Here is a 21242-nt window from a genome sequence, read left to right as displayed (position 1 = left end):
AGCCGTTGCGGCATCGGTGCCCCTTCTCACAGAACTTCACATATTGGTTCAAACCCAGAAATTCCTGCCAAATAGCCGTTCTGCGTGCCATTGCAGGTGGTCGGGAACAGGTTCGTTGTCGAAGCTCGTGCCTTGTTCGGAATAGGTCTGCACACAACCAGTGGCTGTTTGCCTGAATGAAATTGTCACTGTGCCGAGATACACGAGCCTGTGACGGGATTTTATTGTGAGAACATAGGTTATGCGCTTCCCATCGACGATTTCCTCATAGCGCAGTTTTGCGCGATACCATCTGCCTTCCGGTGTTCCGAAGCCAAAGATAGTCTCGCCATCAACGCGGAAATCAAAGGCGACATAGGAAAACAGATTACCCGCCCGATCCCGCCGCAAATGCAGATCGATGGGACGGGTCCATGTATCGAAAGCCGCCTGCGCGGAGATATTCAGACGCCTTTCAAAGACAGCTGTCCCACGCTTTATCGCCCGCACCGGCACGTCCTCCGGATTCTTGTGATCAAAGTTTGCTTTGAGGCTGGCCATCCTAAACAAGATGCAACTTCGCAGGATCGAGAGTGATATTGACCTCGGTTCTGTCCGGGTGCCGGATCGACGCTGTATACTCGACATAGAACAGTCGGCCGATGGGCGTTTCGATACTGTACAGGACACGATCACCCAAAAAGGCGGCCGACGTGATCATGCTGGGTATGCCTTCGTCTGCATTCGCTGAGAAGGAAATCGCAGCCGGGCGAATAACCAGTGTGGCTTCCCCCGGCGATACCTCGCTCTTGGGTACGGCAAATGTGTAGTTGCTGATCTCGGCAATTCTGCTGCCGTCAGCAGCGATCGCGGCCACACAGGGGATGAGATTGGCCTCGCCGATGAAACTGGCAATGAATGCCGATTTCGGGCTGTGATACAGGTCTGCCGGAGAACCCGCCTGCGCAATCCTGCCCTGCTCCATGACAATGATGCGATCCGACACCGCCATCGCTTCCTCCTGGTCATGGGTGACATAAACGGTAGTAACGCCTATCCTTTGCTGCAGGGCGCGGATCTCCTCGCGCACATACCGCCTCAGTTTCGCATCCAGGTTGGACAATGGCTCGTCCAGCAACAATACCTCTGGTTCAAGTACAATCGCCCGGGCAAGAGCAACACGCTGTTGCTGCCCCCCGGACAATTCACTGGGCAGACGCGCTCCAAAACCGGCAAGCCCCACCATCGACAGTGCATCTTCAGCCTTTTCCCTTGCTTGAGAGATTTTCGTTCCACTCATACGCAGGCCGTAGGCAACATTGTCCAGCACCGTCAGATGAGGAAACAAGGCATAAGACTGGAACACCATGGAGACGTTCCGGTACGTCGCCGGCAGCCTGGAAACGTCCGTTCCACCGATCGATATTGTTCCCGTGCTTGGTAATTCCAGACCAGCGATCATGCGCAATGTTGTCGTCTTGCCGCAACCACTCGGACCAAGCAGCGTCACCAGTTCACCATGTTCGATCTCAAGGTCGACGCCATCGACGGCGTGCACCGCGCCGTACTTTTTGACGACGTCCTTGAAAACAATACTGCCACGAACATCATTCAGACTGATGTTGGTCTGTTCGGTGGCTTGCCAGTTTGTATCCAACTTCATTTTTCTGTCCTCGTTCAGTTCAGTTAGGCGACAACGGGACGAGACAATTGCTGCCCAATCCTGTCTTCCCGGCGCAGGCGCGTCTTTCCGAATGCAACCTGAAGAATTGTGACCACCACCAGCATGACAACGATGAGCACCGTGGAATAGGCGATCGCCAGACCGTAGCTGCCGTTTTCGACCAGTCCGATAATGTAGGCTGTTGCCATGTTGTGATCGGTTCCGACCAGAAAGATGACCGCACTGACGGATGTGATGGCTCGGATGAAGCTGTAAGCGATGGCGGAAATGATGGCTGGACGCATGAGGGGTAGCACCACGTGCCTCAAGGTCTTGAAGCTGTTGGCACCGAGGGTCAGCGATGCTTCGTCCAGACTGTTGTCGAGCTGCTTCATGGCGGCTACACCGCCGCGAACACCAACCGGCATATTGCGGAATATGAAACACAGAACGAGTATCGTACCGGTGCCTGTGAGCTCGATCGGTGCATTGTTGAAGGCGAGAATGTAGCTGACGCCGACGACCGTTCCCGGAACGGCAAAGCTGAGCATAGTGAGAAATTCAAATGTGCTTCGGCCGGCAAATTTTTGCCGTACGAGAAGCCACGCGGTCAGAAGACCAAGCCCGGCCGTAAGCGGAGCGGCAATGGCGGAGATACTGATGGTGGTCCAGAATGAGTCCCACGCTGCGCCCTTCCACCAGATACCGCCATCGGACCAGCCGATTTCGAACGCTTCCCTGTAATGCGCCAGCGTCAGGGTGTGATCCTGGCCCCACAGCTTGACGACACTACCATAGAATACCATCACATAGATGAGGGTTGTGAAGCACATCCATGGCAGGGTGAGACCATAAACAACAATCTTATGGTTACGCGACAGCATGCTGTTTGCACCATTATCGGCCTTGCCTGTGATGGTTGTGAAATCTGTGCGTCCGAGCCATCTTTTCTGGATCATGAAGACGGTCAGAGTGAGCGCCAGCAGGATAAGCGAGAGAACGGCTGCGCGCATCATGTTGGCCTGCGCACCAACAATGGCGAAATAGATCTCGGTCGACAGCACATTGTCTGCGCCGCCAAGCACCACGGGATTGCCGAAATCCGCGAGGCTTTCGATAAAGGCCAGCAGGAAGGCATTGGCTATACCCGGCTTCATCAGCGGCAGGGATACCGTGCGCAAGGTTGACGACAGATCCGCACGCAATGTCTGCGACGCCTCCTCCAGCGATGGACTGATGCCTTGCACGACACCCGTCAGCACCAGAAAGGCAATGGGGGTGAATGCCAGTGTCTGACCAAGCCATATTCCCCAAAGCCCATACAGCCAGCGGCTGGCCTCGAGCCCCAGAAGACCGGATATGGTATCGGTGACGAAGCCAGCGCGGCCAAACAACAGGATCAACGCCAAGCCGATGACGAATGGCGGGGTAATAATGGGCAAGACAGCCAGCGCACGCAGAAGCGGTTTTCCCGGAAAGCGTGTGCGGCTCATCAGGAGCGCGAATGCCAGTCCAAGTATGGTTGTGCTCGTAGCAGTGAGCAGACCCAGAATGATGGAGTTGACCGCCACACCGCAACGCGATTTGCCCAGGAGGCAACCAATGCTCCAGATGTCTCCGCCGGTCGCGATGCGGAAAGCGCCAAGCACGCTGAACGAGCCTTGCTTGTCCACGAATGCCTGAACCAGGATCTGCGCGATCGGATAGAACACAAAGAGCAAAATCAGGGCGCATACGAAGGCAATGGACGAGACGACGAAGGCATCTCGATTGCCGCTGCCGAGGCGAGACCAGAGATTTGTGACGGACAGGAAGAGTGTGGTGATAACCAGCGTCGAGCCGTATCCGAATGAACGTATCGGGCTTCCGCCTGTCTTGATGTGAAGCACAATCGCGCACAGGGCAAAGATCGCCGCAGCCATGGAAAGCACGGATAGCCGGCGGGATAGACGGACTGACGATCCCGCGAAAATCAGCACCAGAAATGCGATTGCCGGAATTGCCATCGTTGCATCCCGGAAGACCAGCATGCGAAGCAATCCTGACGCCCCTGCTTCCGACAGAAGACCGCCGGCTTCGATCCAGTCAGGTTCGAATATGCCGTAGTCGACGCCATACCAGGGAAGCAGGCAATAGGCTGCCAGACCCAACATTGCGATGAGTTGAAATGAGCGATTCATGATGTCTGTCTTGAGATCGGATCCTCGCCGCAACGAGGATCACAGGTGTCACAGTACCAAGGCAAAACCCCGGGCGACTTGGCTTATTGAGAGTCCGCTGCTTTGATCTCGGTGGCAAAGCGGGCGAGCAGTCTGTTTCGTGTGTCTGAAGCGCCGTAAATCGCGAAGTCGTAGTCAATCAACTTCAGGGATGAGATATCAGGAGCGCCGTCAGGTACCTCGGATTTGGCGTTCGAAGGCACCTGGTTCTGGCCAGCTTTCTTGCCCGTAGCCTGACCTTCCGGACTTAGGGCATAATCGACAAAAGCCTTCGCGCTCTCGAGATTTCTTGCGCCTTTCACAATGCTCACGGCGCCGATCTCGTAACCAGTGCCCTCGCATGGCGCGACGATCTCCAGGGGGAAACCTGCCTGTTTCAAAGTGACTGCATCATGCATGAATGCGATGCCAATCAGGGTTTCGCCGCGGGCCGCTGCCTTAACAGGTGCGGATCCGGATTTCGTATAGCTGTTGATGTTGGCGTCGAGTGTCTTGAAGTACTTGAAGCTCTCGTCTTCGCCAAAGAGTTGGACCAATGTTGCCAGAGCTGTGTACGCGGTGCCTGAAGAAGCCGGGTTGGCAATCTGGATTTCCCCCCGATAGGCTGCGTTGGTCAAATCCTTCCAGCAGCTCGGCGCTGGCAGGCCCTTCTTGCGCAGAATATCCGCATTGTAGGCGAAACCAAGCGCACCGGCATAGATGCCTGACGCCCGCCCCTTGGATATTTCCTCGAAATTGTTGGCCCACCCCAGAAGATCCGGCTTGTTGGGAGAAACATATTTTTCCAGCAGATCTTCCTCGGCGGCCTGCAGTTGCAGATCTCCGGTGCCGCCCCACCACACGTCAACTTTCGGATTGTCTTTTTCGGCGCGAAGCTGGGCGAGAATTTCGCCGGTACTTTTCCGGACCATCGAAACGCGTGTGCCGGACTTCTGTTCAAAGCTCGTCTTCATTTCGGCACACCAGCGTTCATCCGCGCCGCACAACACGCTCAACCGTTCAGCTGAAAGCGCACTGCCTGTTGCCACGAAAAAGATTGCGGCTGTGAAAAGAAGCTTTTTCATCCCATTCCTCCCAGAAATTCCGTGAACATCGAAGCACTCACATGCTTTCACATAAGAGAGTAATGGAGACATCCGCAATCTTCATTTGATTGCGTACATGACATCACACCGCGTATTTCCTTTCAATTGTTACAATCCGTCGACACAAAGCATCATCATTGTCTAGCTGACAAAGTTCACTATTCATATTAGAACACAGCCTGTGAGTATGACCTAACAGGGAGGGCCTGTTTTTGAACGCTTCATCGGTTCGAATTCTGATTGTCGAAGACGATCCAGATATGTCCGAGGTCATTGCTGACCTGGTGGAATCGGAAGGGTGGGAAGCCATACCTGTCTTCTCCGCCGAGGCGGCCTTAGAGAGAATCGACGACACGTCAATATCCCTGCTTCTGGTGGATCATAACCTGCCCGGCATTTCGGGCCGTTCGCTGGCACAGCGTTTTCGCCGGGATACCGACAAGGGAATCATCATGGTGACTGCAGCAGGCAGCTCCGTTGACCGCGTACTCGGACTGGAGACAGCCGCTGATGATTATGTCGTCAAGCCATTCGAACCCATTGAACTCGCAGCGCGCATCAAAGCCGTCCTGCGCAGGTCCGTGATGGCAAATCGTCTGCCGGAGCAGCCCGAAAGAAACGAGAATGCCAAAGCCCTGAAAATAGGTGATTGGCTGATCGATCTCGAGGCACGGCTTGCCTACTCCACAACCAACCCTTTGGCGACCCTGACAAACTCCGAATTCTCGCTGCTGGAAATTCTTGCGGCAAAACCCGGAACCCCCATTGATCGCGTCGAAATCCTGCGCCGGCTCGGTTCGGACGGACGACTCTATATCGATCGCAACATTGATGTTCTGGTGCTGCGGTTGCGGCGCAAGATCGAGCGCAATCCATCCATGCCGAAGCACATCAAAACCAATCGCGGAAAGGGCTATATGCTTGTTCTTGATGCGGAACAGGCTGCACAGTGATTGCCGACCGCTTCCTCAATTCCATAGCCTTTCGTATCCCTCTCGCCATAGGCTTCATATGTACGCTCGTTCTGCTGTTGTCTCTCATGGCGGTGAAAAGCCTGACAGACGCCAAGACGCAGATGACGTCCTATGGCGTGCAGACTTATGCCGATCTTGCCGTAGCCTCCAATATTTCACGGCAGGCATCAGCTCTCCTTTCGTCAGCACCCTTCATACTCAACACGACGTCGCCCTACCGGCTTTCCGATGAGAGCCTATCCATCGCCGAACAGATTGATACTCTCAGCGGGTATATTTCACGTAACGGTGCATCAGCCCGGATCACCCCCGCACCCGGTACAACCGAACTGGTCGACGCACTGGGACTGGTCCGCGAAACCACACTGAAACTTGCCGATGCCGCAGAAGAAGCGCAGGTATACAAGGACAAGATCGCGCGCAGCATCGAGACCATCCGGCACTTTGACGGCACGGGACCTGAACCGGACTCGCAGCTTCGACAATTCGCACTGAATGCGGCCTCGGCCGACAGTCTGTTCAGTCTCGGCGAGATGCGTCGATCCTATGTGCGTCGCTCCGCGGCGATCCGCGCAGCAGCCATCGGCGAACAGCGGCTCTCCTCTGTGCAATACAGTATCTACGAGCAGATTTTCCAAATGCGCGAGATCTATCTGCGCCGCTTCATCGAGGTGCGCAGCATTCTGAGCGATATGCGGAAGGCTTCGCAAAAGCTCGCGTCCGGACTGGAACAACAGAGCCAGTTGCTCCGCAGCGACTTCAATGCGGGTGTTGCCGCGGTATCCAACAATCTGGACAGTATACGAACCTTTGTGCTCGCAACGGTCCTCCTCGTGATCATACTATGCGTTGTGACCGTCTATTACTCGATCAGCCGGGTATCAGCCGGCATCGCCCGTATTTCAGATGCACTGAACCAATTGGCCAGAGGCGAAAAAGATGTTCGCCTGCCGTTGGTGGGGACAAACGAGACGGAGCTGCAGGATCTTATCCGGGCATTCAATGCTTTCAAAGGCAGTGTGGAGCGGTTCAATCATCTCCATATCAGGGCAACACGGGCAGCTCGTACAATCCGCTGGACATTCCGCAGCATGAATGAGGGTATTGCCCTGTTTGACGCGAACGGAAAGGCCATGGCCATGAACCGGCGCCTCGTCGAGTTTGCCGGTGCCGGGGCAACTGTCCGTACCTGGAGTCTGCAACAGCTGGCTTCGGCGTTCACCGTGCCCGCCAATGGCAATCCGCCTGATAACAATGGTCCGGCGAGTCTCGCACGAATCCGCAAGAACAACAGACTTCTTGAAGTCTCCCGGACCGATCAGCCCGGCGATCGTTCGATCCTCGTCGTACGCGATATCACCGAACAGGAAACCCAGGAACAGGAAATCCAGCGGGCGAAAAAACTGGATGGTATGGTTCGCCTGAGCCACCAACTCAGCCATGAACTCGGCAACATGATCGGCATTGTCGTGGGCAGTGTTGGAATGCTGGAAAAGATGGGCACGCTTTCCCAGGCCCAAATGCGCAATGTCGCCCGCATCCGCAAAGCTTCCGAGCGCGGCAAGGAACTGGTCGAAGGCATGCTTTCCTTTGCCAGTAAACAGCACAACAGCCCTGTTCGCTGCGATCTGCGCAGAACTTTGACCGGCATCGAGGATGTCCTGCATGTCATAGTTGGGCCGAATATCAAACTCACCATATTCGCGCCCGAAAGCCTGCCTGACGTGTCGCTTGATCCAGCGCTGTTTGAGCAGGCGATCGTCAATATTTGCCGGAACTCGGCAGCAGCCATGCCCGATGGCGGTATGATCAGGATCACGCTTGAACGTTTTGTGGATCGCGTGCGCGTTATCGTTTCCGATACGGGTAGCGGTATTCCCCCGGAACTCGTCGACCGTGTATTCGAACCTTACTTCACCACCCGAAGATCATCCGGCGGGACGGGGCTTGGATTGGCAATCGTCTATGGTTTCGTGCGTCAGGCGGGCGGTGAGATCACGCTGACGTCTTCTATTGACGTCGGCACCACGATTACCATGTCGTTCCTTGAGATTGTCTGACGTGCAGACGCTCAAGAGAGCAGCGCTACGAAAACCTGACGCGTAATGCAGTGATGCTCACGGCGTGGACTGATGATAACGGCCAGGCAGGTCATATCCATTCTCAAAGGCCCAAAGCCCTATAGCAGTAATGCTGTATGGATATGGCGGATTTTCAAAGGACTGCTGTCCGATTGAGTCTGGAACCGGAATTACAGGCGGTAAATTCGCCTGCGGGTTTCTTTTGACGGCACCCGGCGCGCGCTGCAGGTTGAACCGGAAATCATTCGGTGCCGTGAGGGCGTAGCCTTTCCCGTCCGGTTTCATAGGAACTCCAATCACGAATTGAAGCAGCTTCATCGCACGATCTGTTGGAAGCGCGTTTATGTAATTAACGAGTTCAACCGGCGAGCACTGACACCATTGTTGCGCAAAGGCCTCAATCCGCGCCGGGGCATCCTTTGCCTTGGTGAGCCGTTCGGCAATTTTGGGCTGGATATCCGCCCCTTTCAGATAGGCTTCAACATTTGTCTGACGCGCGTCCTCGGCTTTCCATTCGCCATATATGGTGTTTGCAGCGCCGGCCAATGCTCCGATGACCATGGCCACGGGCCCGACCCATGGGCCCCGAGCAAATACGAACAGCCCGTCGGCAATTGTCTGTGCTCCAAAAATGGCAGCATGCGGCAAGTCACCGTTGACAACGTTGGATATCGAATAGGCGGCGTCCATAAAGAACCAGCCTTTTGCGCTGACACCCCCCCATTTTACCCAACCTTCGTTCTCGGCTCGAACAAACTGGCTCATCGAGTCCAGTGTGCCCCCGCCAAACTTGTTGCGATTCAGGTTTATGAGCATCTGGGTGACACCGCCCAAAGCTTCGGCACCATGGGTAGCCACCGTGGTCGAGAAGGCCATGCCATAGGCATTGCTCCAGAAGTCATCGAACTGAAACATCGCATTGACGTGGAAACCGGCCAGTACGGTTTTTGAGAGACGGTTTGTCAGACCAAACCCGGTATCCGATGGAACCGATTGTACCGGCTTCATGCCCCGTGATTCAGCCGTCCCTCCTGCTGGAGGATATTTCTGGTTGGGCGGAAGATCATACCGCGCGAGGCTGTTTACATCGGTGTTCTTCCGCATGGCATTTTCAATGAAGGATGTTGTCATATCCAGGTTCGCGCGTACAGCATACCAAGGTGGCGTGCCCAGTGCTGGGGTCCTAGGAAGGCCATTGTCATTGGCAACAAGGTTCACAAGTGCATCCGCGCCAAGCTCAAGTGCTTTGCTCAGATAACGCGCTTCGTTGTCATTTGCACCGGGCTTTGCCAGAGCGTCCTGGACTTTGCTGAAACCCTTCTGCCCTGCCATAACAGGCTGGAGGTTGGAAGCGGACGCCTGTGCCGACCAGAGCATGTGCCCGCTGCGGCGATATTCCGTCAGACTTTCGTCGAACTTCTTCGCCAGATCCGGCGATGCCTTTCGCGCTGCCATCATCGCATCGGTTTGTTTTGCCGGGTCTATGAGCTTGGCCGGGCCGTCGGCAAGAGAGGCAAATGGTTCTCGTGCCCTTGAAAAGGCCGCCCCGGCATCAAGGGCGTGCTTGCGCAGGCTTTCGACGCTGTTGGTCAAGGATGACTCAACGTTTTCCGCGTAGGCTCCACGGCCCTGTTTCGCGAGCTCGGAACTGACAATGTGGAACAGCCCATGTTGGCCGGATTGCGAGGCGGACCATTGAATGGTCTTTGTCACGTCATGCAGGGGAAACTCGGATTGAGCGAACTTCATCTCATCGGCATCGGGTAGTGCACGCGCCAGCGAACCGGCAAAATGCTGAAGGACAGGCAAGTTCGCATCCGGATTGAGCGTGAGTGGTTCATAAGCGGCGGCCAGATCACCCATGACCACCGCAACAGTATTGTCACCTTTCATGTCGCGATCCGCACGAGCCGTTTTAAGGAACGGCTCGTCAATCAGAGTCTCAGGCGGGAGCCTGGTTGGGAGACTGGTGACGGTTGGATTTGTATCCTTCTCGCGAAACTCCCGGCCCAGATCAACCGCAATCCGGTCCATGGTTGGGGCAGCTCTTTCAAGCACTTTGGCTGCCATATCGCCGGGATAGCTTTCCACCGTATTGCGCGCTTGGAACGCCGCCGCAGGCGCACCGCCTGTTGCGTAAGCATCAGCTATGCCTTTCGCGGCATCGCCGATCAGAACCTTGTCGGTGACTGCTTCGATCGCCGAGCGAAAATGCGCGTCATCCGGGCCATAGGTAACGAGTGTCGCAAGATGATTGACAACGATATCCTTGAAGGCACCAGCATCCTTGCCCTTTTTCAATCCATCAACTTGTCCGCTGATCGTATCACTCACCGCAGTCCAGGCGCTCGCGGCATCCTGTTGCGCGGAATTGGCTTCCGCTTTAAGATTCTCACCGGCGCTAACCCGTTTGTTCAGAGCGTCCGCCTTGCCTTGCAGTGTCTGCGCGTTCTGGGCCTTCGACAGGACCGCATCAAAATTCTCGTGTGTGCGACCGCTGGACTTGAGATTGGCTTCTACGAGCGCTTTGGCACCATCCACCGCAGACGACAGACGGGCAGAATCCGGAGCACGCTGCTTGATCTGCTCTACAGCTTCATCAAGCGCTTCCTGCGGTGTTGCCCCGTTCCGTGTCACGTAGGCGAGTTCGTTCACGACCTGCTGCTGAACCCCTTGCCAAGCTTCTTCGCGCATAGCCTGGGCAGGTGCGGTCTTTGGCAGCTTCTCAATACCCTCAAGACTGAGCCGCTGCTGTTCCATCGCATCTTGCCTGACTGAATCCACCAAGACGAGATTCAGCCCCACCGGGACGTGGTTGGCATCCCTGATATCATTGTTCTTCGTGATGCTCTCGACAGAAATATGCGCCTCTTGCGCAATCGTGATCAGGCTTTCACCTGGATTCACGATGTGTGTCGTTTGGCCCGTTGGCGTTGTTGCAGGATCGACGGGCGGCCGTCCGGCTTTGGCTTTCTTCAATTGGTCATCAAATTTCGCAACAACCACAGGAGGAGATGGTTTGACCTGTGAGGATGGGGCGAAAAACACTCTGCCGTTTCCATCGTCAATCTTTGGCATTGTTACCTCCCGTTGAGACTGCAAAGGTATCCTGTGAAATCCGGACGCGAATGCCCGTACGATACGGGCCACGGACCATCCTGTTTCTTCACTAAGTGGATTTCACAAATACTCACAAAGCCTATTATGAACATTTTGTGAAATATAAAATCTTATAATATGAAATCGAAGGAGAGACAGTCTTAAAACAGGCCCAATAAGAGAGAGAATCTCTGAAGCCACAGCGCGCGCGCCCACAAGGGAGCGTTGGTGGACACAGCAACGGATAAACGAGAGAAGTCGAACACGCAGGGAAGCCTGGACCGCCGATACCGTCTTAATGGGAGAAGATCATGGGATTGCTTGATTGGATTAGCGGCGCCAAGGCGCCCAAAGCAGGTGTTGCACCCGTTGCAACATCAGACCTGCTGGCGGCACTTCTCACCATCAACCGCACATCCGCACCATTCATTATCCGTAAGGATAATTCAGGCTCGACCGACTTGATTGCCGAATGGAAAATCGTCGACGCGGGCTGGTATGAAATATTCGGCCGCGCGCACCTGACCAAGGTCGCACGGGTTCTGATGCGCTTTGACGAGGCACAAAAGGAAGTACGGTCGTGTGATGAAATGTGGACGGTGGAATGGCATGCCGGTATACCCAACCTTAGCGCATCCGCCGAATACTTTCGCGGCCAGCAAACGTCGATTGAGTTTGGCACTGGCTATGCATTCACGGAAGAGCTGCAATATGGGCAGGTTTACAACTATCGCTTCTCGACAAAGGAACTGAAGTCGCCCTTGCAGGAGGTTGTTTCCGAGCATGGCTGGCGCTGGCGCCCCGTTGCCTTTGGCAAGCTGTAACGGCTTATTTGAAAACTTGTCTACCGTCCGTTCATCGCTCCTGCATTGCCTGTGAGGACACTTCCGCGAGGGGTGAGAAGAGATATTCGATAATGCGACGCTTTCCCGTTCTGACCTCGACGGTGACAGACATTCCCGGCGACAGCGGCATGAGTTTGCCGTCGACCTTGATGGTCGTCACGTCAGGCTGAATGGTCACGGGGAAGACAAGGTTCTGCATGCGCTGGACATTGCCGATAGGGATGGTGCTCTGCAGTTCCTTGGCAGCTGCGCCTTCCAGCGCCTGTGCATCGGGTTCCGGGATGGCGTCCGTGGCAACACGGGTGACCTTGCCTTCAATGATACCAAAGCGGGTGAACGGAAACGCCTCGACCTTAATGACCGCCGGCTGGCCGGCGGCGACAAAGCCGATATCACGATTGGGCAGGTAAGCTTCTATCTCCAGCGTTGAATTGCTTGGCACAATGCGCATCAACTCGGTTCCGGCGGAGACAACCTGCCCCACAGTGGTGATAGCCGATGTCTGGACGATACCATCAATCGGGCTGGTAATGGTCATGGCCTGTGACCGTTTGCTGGCCTTGATCAATTGCTGTTCGAGTTCATCAACCCGGCGCGAGGCCTCGGACAGTTTCTGCACATTGTCCGCAATGAAACCGTTCACCAGCTTTGCCGCCTCACTCAACGCGACGTTGAGCGCGGCACGTGCCGCCGCAAGCTGACCGGTTTGGGTGACGAGGCTGGCTTCAGCCTCCTGCTGTGATTGCAGGGCGTCGATAACCTGCGCGCGCGAGCCGGCGGCCGTTGGAATGAGATCCGTACGCATGGAGACCCGTTCGGTCAGGGTCTTGACCAATGCCTTCTGTGCCGTGATCGTTTCTGTCAGGCTGTCGATCTCGGTTTGCCGCTGCTTGGCGGTGGCCGCGAGATTATCGAGCGATGATCGCAGCTGCAATGTATCGGCCCGGTAAATCAATTGCTCCCGATGACGGATGGCGGCGGAAATACCATCGGCAAAGGCCACGGATTGATCCGTCACTGGTTCAGCATTGCGCAATCCGTTCTTCTGCCAGTCGGCAACGGTACCAAGCACGGCTTCGCGGCGTGCAACTTCGGCGCGATACGCCTGAAGACTGATCGCAAGCGCGGTTTCCTCCGATTTGATCTGCGTGTCATCGAGCTCAACAAGTACATCGCCCGCCTTGACCGCCATGCCGTTCGTGACGGGCACGGCCTTCGTTCGTCCTACTTCGATCGACTGGATCACTTTGACCCGGCCCGTTGGCTGAACCTTGCCCTGCGCGGTTGCCATAATGTCGAAGGTGCCAAAGTAACTCCACAGGAGGGCACTTGTGGCGAGGATGCAGATAAACCAGATGAAGGCCGTTCTGATCGGTGACGCTGGCGTCTCCAGTATTTCCAGCGCTGCCGGCAGAAATTCATTATCGGCACGCTGCCGCCGGATTTTCTTCAGCATATCCTTCGTGATCTTTTCCGGCCTGACCTGGTCCGGATTCATGGGCGCATTCATGTGTTGTTGCTCCCCGATTGGAGATGCCACAGATGCGCATAAAGGCCGTTTTCCTTGGCGATGAGCGTCTCGTGCGTGCCCTCCTCCACAATGCGTCCATCCTTCATACCGATAATGCGGTTGCAGTAACGAACGGTGGCGAGGCGATGTGCAATGATGATGACAGTTCTGCCACGCACGATCTCGCGCATATTGGCAAGAATGATGCGCTCGCTCTCATAATCGAGCGCACTCGTTGCTTCATCGAGGATAAGGATCGGCGGATTGGTGGCGAGTGCCCGCGCGATGGCCAGACGCTGGCGCTGACCGCCGGACAGGTTGGCACCGCGTTCCTCGATCAGCGTATCATAGCCGCGCGGCAGCTTGGAGATGAACTCCTCCGCACCCGACAGCTTTGCCATGCGCATGGCGCCTTCGCGCGACATGGCAGGGGCAGCAAGCACGATATTGTCATGGATCGTGCGGTTGAACAGCATGTTCTCCTGAAGAACCACGCCAATACTGGCCCGTAGCCAGGCCGGATCAACCTGGGCAATATCCTGTCCGTCAATGAACACCTGACCATTGCCAGGGATATAAAACCGCTGCACGAGTTTGGTCAGCGTCGACTTGCCGGAGCCCGATGGCCCGACAATACCGATGACTTCGCCGGGGCGGATGCTGAGGCTGATGTCCTTGAGAACATCCTGCGCGTCGGGGGAATAGCGGAAATTAACCGACTTGAACTCGATGGCGCCCTTGGGAACAGGCAGGCTGACGGCGATCGCGGGACGCGGCTCCTGCGGTGCATTCAGAATATCAGCGAGCCTCGATATGGATACCTGCACTTGCTGGAAATCCTGCCAGAGTTGCGACAGGCGCAAGATCGGTTGCGCCACCTGCCCCGCGATCATGTTAAATGCGACGAGCGCTCCGACCGAGAGTTCGCCGTTGATCACCGCTTGTGCTCCGAAGAGGAGGAGTGCCGCGCTTGTGACCTTGCTGACATACTGAATGGCATTCTGGCCTTTGGCCGCCAGCATGGTTGCGGCAAATGACGAGCGCACATAGGAAGCAAGGCGCTCTTCCCATTGCGCAGCGACAACCGGTTCCACAGCTGCGGCTTTCAGCGTTTGCACGCCAACCACCGTTTCCACCAGCAATTGCTGACTGTAGGCACCACGATCGAACTTCTCGTCAATCCGCTCTTTAAGGAACGGGCGAATAAGAAAGCCGATGGCAAGGTAGAACGGAATGGATGCAACGACGATCCAGGCGAGTTTGGCCGAATAGGCAAAGAGAACCACGATAAAGACAATCGTGAAGATCAGATCAAGCCCGGAAAACAGCCCCTGCCCGGTCAGAAAGTTGCGGATGGTCTCAAGCTCGCGCACACGCGCCACGGTCTGACCTGCAGCCCGCGTCTCGAAATAACTAAGCGGCAGGTTGAGAAGATGGCGGAACAACCGCCTTCCCAGTTCCACATCAATACGATTGGTCGTGTGGGACAAAGCATAGGTCCGCAGATATTGCAGGATCACATCGAAGAGACCGATAGCTGCAAGGCCAATCACCAGAACGATGAGTGTTGAATAGCTGCGATGCGCCAGCACCTTGTCGACTACAACCTGGAAGAACAGCGGCGTGACGAGGGCAAACAGCTGGACGAAGAGCGATGCCAGAAGCACATGGCCAAAGACGCGGCGATAGCGCCAGAGTGAAGGCAGGAACCAGCGAAAGCCAAAATTCTCACGCGAGACGCCGGCCCCGGCGAAACGCCGCTGCACCAGGATAAACTTGCCTGCTGTCAAAAGCAGTAATTCGGCAACCGGTATCTCACGGGATGTAAACCCGAGTGGATTGACGATGCGGCACATCCCTTCCGCATTCACCCCGCCGAAAATGGCGAAGGTCCCATCATCAAGACATGCCATCGCCGGAACGGGCAGCGTTGCAAGCCGCTTCATATCGGCCACTTTTACAATGCGTGCTTTCAGACCGATGGAGCCGGCCGCCCGCAGAACATCCTCAGCCCCAGCCAGTCCCTTGAGCGCATATTCCCGCGCAAGCGTCTCGGGCCGCGTGGCAATCCGATAATAGCCGGCAATGGCGGCCAATGCCGACAAACCGCTGTCAGGAGCTTGCCCGCCAAAGACATTCCCCCCCTTGGATTCTGTGCCGGAGCTGGCATTATCCATGACGGAACCATCGCGTGCTCGTGAAATACATGATTATGATTGCCCCCCACAACCAGCTGCCTCAACGGCAATAATATTCATCTCCGCGCAAAGACGCGTCACGTTCTGAAAGAACTTTTGCTGCCACGGTCATCTTTTTGAAGCTACGGTTGGCATCGAAAATTATCTTTAAAGCTCTAACGAGGCCCGAGGAGTTTATCAATAGTCCCGGGCCTCGCAGATATCAGCCGCTCAAATCATGCAGCAGCCAAGACCCTGGAGGTACCTGGTGCATCATTGACGAAGTGGAAACTGTCCGTGTGTGAGCTCGCGAATTGCTTGAACGCGTTCAGATCGTTCCATCCTGCCAACTGGACGCTGCTGCTGCCGTCCTTGAGCAGAACATTACCATCCTGAAGCACCGCACTGTTCAACAGTTCATCCAGGTTGCCGAAGATGCTTGTGCTGAATTCAAGCACATCCTGCTCACCGGTATAGATGTTGAAATCGCTGATGAGGTCATTTCCGAACCCGATGGCATTGAAGTCGAAGATATCGTTGCCGTATCCTCCCACCAATGTGTCATTGCCGGCACCACCGTCGAGTTTGTCGTTTCCGTCCCGCCCAAACAGCGTATCGTTGCCTTTACCACCATTGAGCGTGTCGTTACCGGCAACACCAATATGCGGCATAGTTGGCACGGGCGGAGCAACCGATACATTGATTTCATACGGAATTTGCGACGGAACAGAGTTTGGATCGTCATAATTTCCAACGACGATGTAATAAGTTCCTGTCGTTCCAACTGTATAGGTCAATGCAGAGTCGGTACGGTTGACCGAGCCGGGATCCCCGCCTCCATCGTCATTGGAAGCAACTTCGACGCCGGCACCGCCATTATCCTGCATCAGCCTGATATAACTGTCGAATGTGCCTACCGTATGGTCGATGTCGAGCGTGATAATGGATCCCGCATTCAACGTCACCTTGTAGTACCCGGCAGCACCATTGCCGACCGCATTGACGGTTGAATGCGGCGTTGTGCCCGCATTGGCAATATCGTCATCGGCTAATGTCGAGAACTTGCTGGTGAGGTCAAAGGCGTTGGCAAAGGATGTGTTCGTCGCATCGGCACCAAGCGTGGCATAGCTATCTCCCAGCCCGATGCCCGATACCGGGAAGGGTTCGAAGTCGCCATCAAGCGTGTCGTTGCCATCGCCGCCATTCAGCGTGTCATTGCCTCCTTGACCCACGAGACGGTTATCACCCGTGGTGCCTGTTAAAGTGTCATTGAAACCTGAACCGGCAATACCCTCGATCGACACCAGCGTATCTTCGCCGGTATTCGAAGCGAGATTGACATTAACGCCGGCAGTGCTGTCGTAGAAGGCCACCATATCCTGGCCTTCACCGCCATCGATGTAATCCTTGCCGGCGCCGCCGCCGATTGTGTCATTGCCGCCACCGCCGAACAGCTTATTTACACCACCATCGCCAAAGAGGTTGTCGTCATAGGCAGAGCCAACGAGGTTCTCGATGGAAATGAGTATGTCGCCCTTGACACCTGCACTGGTATTGCCTTCAGCATCGCCGCCGCTGGCTACCCCGGTAGCGAGATTGACGCTAACGCCCTGCTTGCTGCGGGAGTCGGCACCGATCGTATAAACTGCCGTGTCGTTACCTGCACCGCCGTTGAGATAGTCAAAACCGGCACCGCCAATCAGAGTATCGTCACCGTCATCGCCGTAGAGAACATCCGCATCGCGCGCACCATCCAGAATATCATTGCCTGCGCCGCCGTTGAAGACGTCGCCGCCACCAAGACCCTGGAAATGATTGTCCGCGCTGTTGCCAATAAACCGGTCGATACGGTCATCCGAACCGATCAAGTTTTCAATGCTGTAGAAAGTATCGCCGGAGGCCGTGCCGCCACTGGCAACGTTAGTCTCCAGATTGACCAGCAACTGGAAGGGGCTTTCATGGCTATAATCAACGGTGTCGGAACCGGCACCGCCAATAAACACGTCAACGCCATCCTGACCGCGCAGAATATCGTCACCGGCACCGCCGTCCAGAATGTCATCGCCCTGGCCGCCTTCGATGATGTCGTTGCCGCCCTCACCATACAGCCGGTCATTGCCGTCAAAGCTTTCAGTCTGATCTTCCAGCTGTGAAATTGGGATGGTGTTGTTGATATCGCGGCTCGCCAAAGAATCGCGGCCACCCCGGATGAAATCATCGCCATTGCCGCCACGGATTGAATCCGCGCGGTCGCCGCCGTCCAGCTTGTCGTTACCGGCACCACCGATCAGTGTATCATCACCGGCACCACCATCGAGTTCATCGTTTCCAGCTTCACCAAAGAGCCGGTCATTGCCAGCGAAGCCAGCAATCTTGTCGTCACCGGCCCCGCCAAGCAACTCGTTGTTGCCGTCATTGCCGAGGATGATGTCGTTGTACGCACTGCCGACACCTTTTTCGATGTAGTAGTCCGTCGCATCAGCATTATGGCCTTGATAGATAGCAACATTATTGCTGTGGCCATTGACGCTGGACCAGCGGCCAGCCCGCAGATCAAGGATTGATCCCGCCGTTGACCCGGAAAAATCAACCGTATCGAACCCGCCCGTATCGTGGATGACGAAGCCGATATCATGCGTTGTTCCAGACGAGGTCAGGGTGTACCCGAGCTGGGTGCTGCCGAAACCGTAAGTATTGTTGCTGGTATTCAGCTGGACATCCTGATACGTCCGCACACCATCCGTCACTGTCGAATAGTAATGACGAATGACGGCCTCGATATCCCCGACCATAGGGGTTGTTGCGGACCACGCGGTGGTCTCACCAACGTCGATGCCATCAAAATAGGACATGACGCTGTAGCGCTGCTGATCATATACCCACTTCGCACCGGCCAAATAGGTGATCTGCTCACCACCCGGTCCGCCGTAATTGTAGATGCCAGGATGATTCAGGCCCCATTCGTGACCAAATTCATGAATGAACGTGTTAAAAATATAGCCGCCCGGCGCAGTCTTGTCCGGTTCCGTGTCATGAAACCTCTGGCCTACGCTGACATAACGACCACTGGAATAAGCACTGCCATCATCCTTTTCCCCGACTTCGGGGCTGACAACTTTCAGATACTCACCTGACGTCACGAATTCGAACTTGAGTGGTGTTACTGCAGACCATTGCTGTAGTGCACCTATCGCGGCCGCTTTATAGTCCGGATGATCGTTCAGTTCTTCGAGATTTACCTTGATCGGCTGTTGTGCCATTGCGGGCGTCAACGGCCGCTGCAGGGCGCCCAGATAGTCCAGAAAAGCTTCGTAATCGGTATCCTTGCCGAATGGATTGGCCGGTGTTTGATCAATGTTCCGCCAGTCCTGTCCTGCAGGCACCACAGCGGCGCTGCCAGTCGCGTCAGTAGCAGAGAACTGCTGTGAGCCATTTGCATGTTTTTGAGGCATGCCATTTTGACACAAAATGCACATTGTAACGATTCCCCTGTTTCATTTGGAGTACGCTTTGCAATCATTTGTCGTAATCGTGAACAAACGGAAGCCGGTAGCCACCGTTCGAGGCGAGATCACCCGATGGGCAATTCATGGTTCAAAAAACGAACAGTCAATATGTCGCTCTATCAACAATCGTAACTAATTATATCAGTATAAACATACTTGATGTGCGACTCTCGAATTGCCGAATGGAATACTCAACGTCATCGCGATGAATAGTTCAGCAATTCAGACTTTTATGCGAAATAAGTTCAAATTTTGAAGTAATTTTCAATCATATATACCTAATATATTGGCCGCATAATTTTATATACGTTGCCCTCCCCCACCTTCTCTTCATCGACAGTGCCACTGAAAAGGCCCTGAGGAATCGACCAACGCTTTGTCGAGGGGCACCTGATTCAATCTTGCACTCACCGGAGAATTAAAGTCCTCTCACATTCTGCTTTGAAACAGGAATCGCCCAGAGAGGAATAGAATGTCCTTCCAGAAACTCGACGAACTTGGACACAGGCTTGAAGCCCTGGAACACGCGCTAGCCATTCTTGGTGCCGATGAAGCGACCCATATGGCCGTTGGCGGCGGCGACAAACGCGCCGAAGCCATGGGTACGTTGGCCGGCATGTATCATCGGCAGGCGACGGCGCCCGAGATCGCTGATTGGCTCGCTGCGGCAGAAAGCGAAGCATTGAGTGAAGAGCAAAGCGCCGCTATCGTGGAATTCCGGCGGCACTATACCAATCTGACGTGTCTACCCGCTGAATTTGTCGAACGCCAGACAAACACCCGGATGCGCTGCGAGCAGCTCTGGCGCGATCTGCGTGCCAAGAATGATTGGGCGGGGTTTCTGCCGGCACTTGAGGGTGTCATCGCGCTGGCACGCGAAGAAGCGGCAATGCGCGCGGATGTGCTCGGTGTTGGTCTCTACGACGCGATGATCGAGCAGCACGATCCGGGCAATCGCATGGCCGATATCTCACCGGTCTTTGCGGAGTTGAAGAGCTTTCTCAAGGATTTTGTTGGCGAGGCGCTTGCCGTGCAGGAGGAAAGGCTGGCGAAACGTCGGCTGAAGCCGCTATCAGGTGTCTATTCCATAGACAAACAGCGCGAGCTTGGCCTTGCTATGATGGCGGCTGTCGGTTTCGACCTGTCCCATGGCAGCCTGTCCATATCGCACCATCCATTCTGTGGCGGCGTACCGAGTGATGTGCGTATAACCACCCGCTACAAGACGACGGAGTTCCTTTCCTCGCTGATGGGCGTTCTGCATGAAACCGGCCACGCGCTGTATGAGCAGAACCTTCCCAAGCAATGGGCGCATTGGCCGGTGGGCAAAGCGCGCGGTATGGCGGTGCATGAAAGCCAGAGCCTGTTTGTTGAAAAGCAGCTCGGCCGCAATCCCGCTTTCTGGCAATGGGCACTGCCAATCGTCGAAAAACATCTCGGCGAGGCGTGGACGATGGATGACATCATTCCTCACGTCCACCGAGTCGAACGCGGGCTTATTCGTGTTGATGCCGACGAAGTGACCTATCCCCTGCACGTGATCTTGCGCTACGAACTGGAACAGGACCTGATTGAAGGCCGATTGGAAGCAACCCAACTGCCTGAAGCATGGGATGCCAAGATGCGCGAATATCTTGGTCTATCCACGATTGACAATCCAGCCGACGGACCAATGCAGGATGTTCACTGGGCTGGCGGTGCCTTTGGCTATTTCCCGTCTTATACATTGGGCGCGATGATGGCCGCCCAGCAATGGTCGGCACTGACAAAAAGTCATCCTCAAGCCGATGAGGATATCGCCCGGGGTGATTTCACGGCGATCAACAACTGGCGCCGCCAGAATATCTGGTCGCAGGGTTCGCGCTGGTCCACACCGGAATTGCTTCTGCGCGCGACCGGCGAAAAGCTCAATGCAGACCACTTCATAAACCATCTGCGCACACGATACGGAGCTGCATAATCCCAAGAGAGTATTGCGATATGAATTATAATTCATTGCATGAATTATATTGACAGTCGCTTTGCAATACGTTTAGTTACCCCTGCCAGCACTCGAGGAGGATTGCTGGTCTTCATAAGGAACAGCGGTCGCCATTCAAGGCAC

At 55.3% G+C, this 21242-nt stretch carries 12 protein-coding genes; 4 read left to right on the top strand and 8 right to left on the bottom strand.

Annotation, left to right across the window (positions count from 1 at the left end):
• Positions 1-48 precede the first annotated feature (48 nt).
• The 4 genes from FHW16_RS15830 to FHW16_RS15815 form a co-directional block, all read right to left on the bottom strand.
• Positions 49-540 carry an SRPBCC domain-containing protein gene (locus FHW16_RS15830; RefSeq protein ID WP_182550177.1) on the bottom strand — a complete coding sequence of 164 codons (492 nt, stop codon included), beginning with the start codon at positions 538-540 and terminating at the stop codon, positions 49-51.
• 1 nt (position 541) lies between these two features.
• Entirely contained in the window at positions 542-1642 is a 1101-nt protein-coding gene (locus FHW16_RS15825; RefSeq protein WP_182550176.1) for an ABC transporter ATP-binding protein, read from the bottom strand.
• A 23-nt stretch (positions 1643-1665) separates the two neighbouring features.
• The gene (locus FHW16_RS15820) at positions 1666-3822 is read right to left on the bottom strand and encodes an ABC transporter permease (protein ID WP_182550175.1); all 2157 of its coding nucleotides are present in this window, start codon (positions 3820-3822) and stop codon (positions 1666-1668) included.
• A gap of 83 nt (positions 3823-3905) precedes the next feature.
• Positions 3906-4925, bottom strand: a complete 1020-nt coding sequence (locus FHW16_RS15815) for an ABC transporter substrate-binding protein (protein ID WP_182550174.1) — start codon at positions 4923-4925, stop codon at positions 3906-3908.
• A 233-nt stretch (positions 4926-5158) separates the two neighbouring features.
• Here FHW16_RS15815 and FHW16_RS15810 point away from each other — a divergent pair, with 233 nt between their 5' ends.
• On the top strand, positions 5159-5899 hold the full coding sequence (locus FHW16_RS15810; protein WP_182550173.1) for a response regulator transcription factor: 741 nt from the start codon (positions 5159-5161) through the stop codon (positions 5897-5899).
• Entirely contained in the window at positions 5896-7980 is a 2085-nt protein-coding gene (locus tag FHW16_RS15805; protein ID WP_182550172.1) for an ATP-binding protein, read from the top strand. Before FHW16_RS15810 ends, FHW16_RS15805 begins: the two co-directional genes overlap by 4 nt.
• Before the next feature lie 57 nt (positions 7981-8037).
• Here FHW16_RS15805 and FHW16_RS15800 read toward each other — a convergent pair whose 3' ends face one another.
• Positions 8038-11079: a LysM peptidoglycan-binding domain-containing protein gene (locus FHW16_RS15800; protein ID WP_182550171.1), complete on the bottom strand. Its 3042-nt coding sequence runs from the start codon at positions 11077-11079 to the stop codon at positions 8038-8040.
• A gap of 332 nt (positions 11080-11411) precedes the next feature.
• On the opposite strand from FHW16_RS15800, the gene FHW16_RS15795 reads away from it, so the two are divergent.
• Positions 11412-11924, top strand: coding sequence for a hypothetical protein (locus tag FHW16_RS15795; protein WP_182550170.1), 513 nt, complete (start codon positions 11412-11414; stop codon positions 11922-11924).
• A 31-nt stretch (positions 11925-11955) separates the two neighbouring features.
• Here the strand turns inward: FHW16_RS15795 and FHW16_RS15790 are convergent, their stop codons facing one another.
• The 3 genes from FHW16_RS15790 to FHW16_RS15780 form a co-directional block, all read right to left on the bottom strand.
• Positions 11956-13455, bottom strand: a complete 1500-nt coding sequence (locus FHW16_RS15790) for an HlyD family type I secretion periplasmic adaptor subunit (RefSeq protein WP_182550169.1) — start codon at positions 13453-13455, stop codon at positions 11956-11958.
• A complete protein-coding gene (locus FHW16_RS15785; protein WP_182550168.1) occupies positions 13452-15632 on the bottom strand; it encodes a type I secretion system permease/ATPase in 2181 nt (726 codons plus the stop codon). Before FHW16_RS15785 ends, FHW16_RS15790 begins: the two co-directional genes overlap by 4 nt.
• Positions 15633-15868: 236 nt before the next feature.
• Positions 15869-19084 carry a M10 family metallopeptidase C-terminal domain-containing protein gene (locus FHW16_RS15780; RefSeq protein ID WP_182550167.1) on the bottom strand — a complete coding sequence of 1072 codons (3216 nt, stop codon included), beginning with the start codon at positions 19082-19084 and terminating at the stop codon, positions 15869-15871.
• 526 nt (positions 19085-19610) lie between these two features.
• Here FHW16_RS15780 and FHW16_RS15775 point away from each other — a divergent pair.
• Positions 19611-21098 (top strand): carboxypeptidase M32, encoded by a 1488-nt coding sequence (locus FHW16_RS15775; protein WP_182550166.1) that lies wholly within the window; start codon positions 19611-19613, stop codon positions 21096-21098.
• The last annotated feature ends 144 nt before the right edge of the window (positions 21099-21242 follow it).

Source organism: Phyllobacterium myrsinacearum, from assembly GCF_014138285.1.
Lineage (GTDB): Bacteria > Pseudomonadota > Alphaproteobacteria > Rhizobiales > Rhizobiaceae > Phyllobacterium > Phyllobacterium myrsinacearum_A.
Note: the sequence above shows the minus strand (reverse complement) of the source record. Positions and strands in the feature narration are given on the sequence as shown.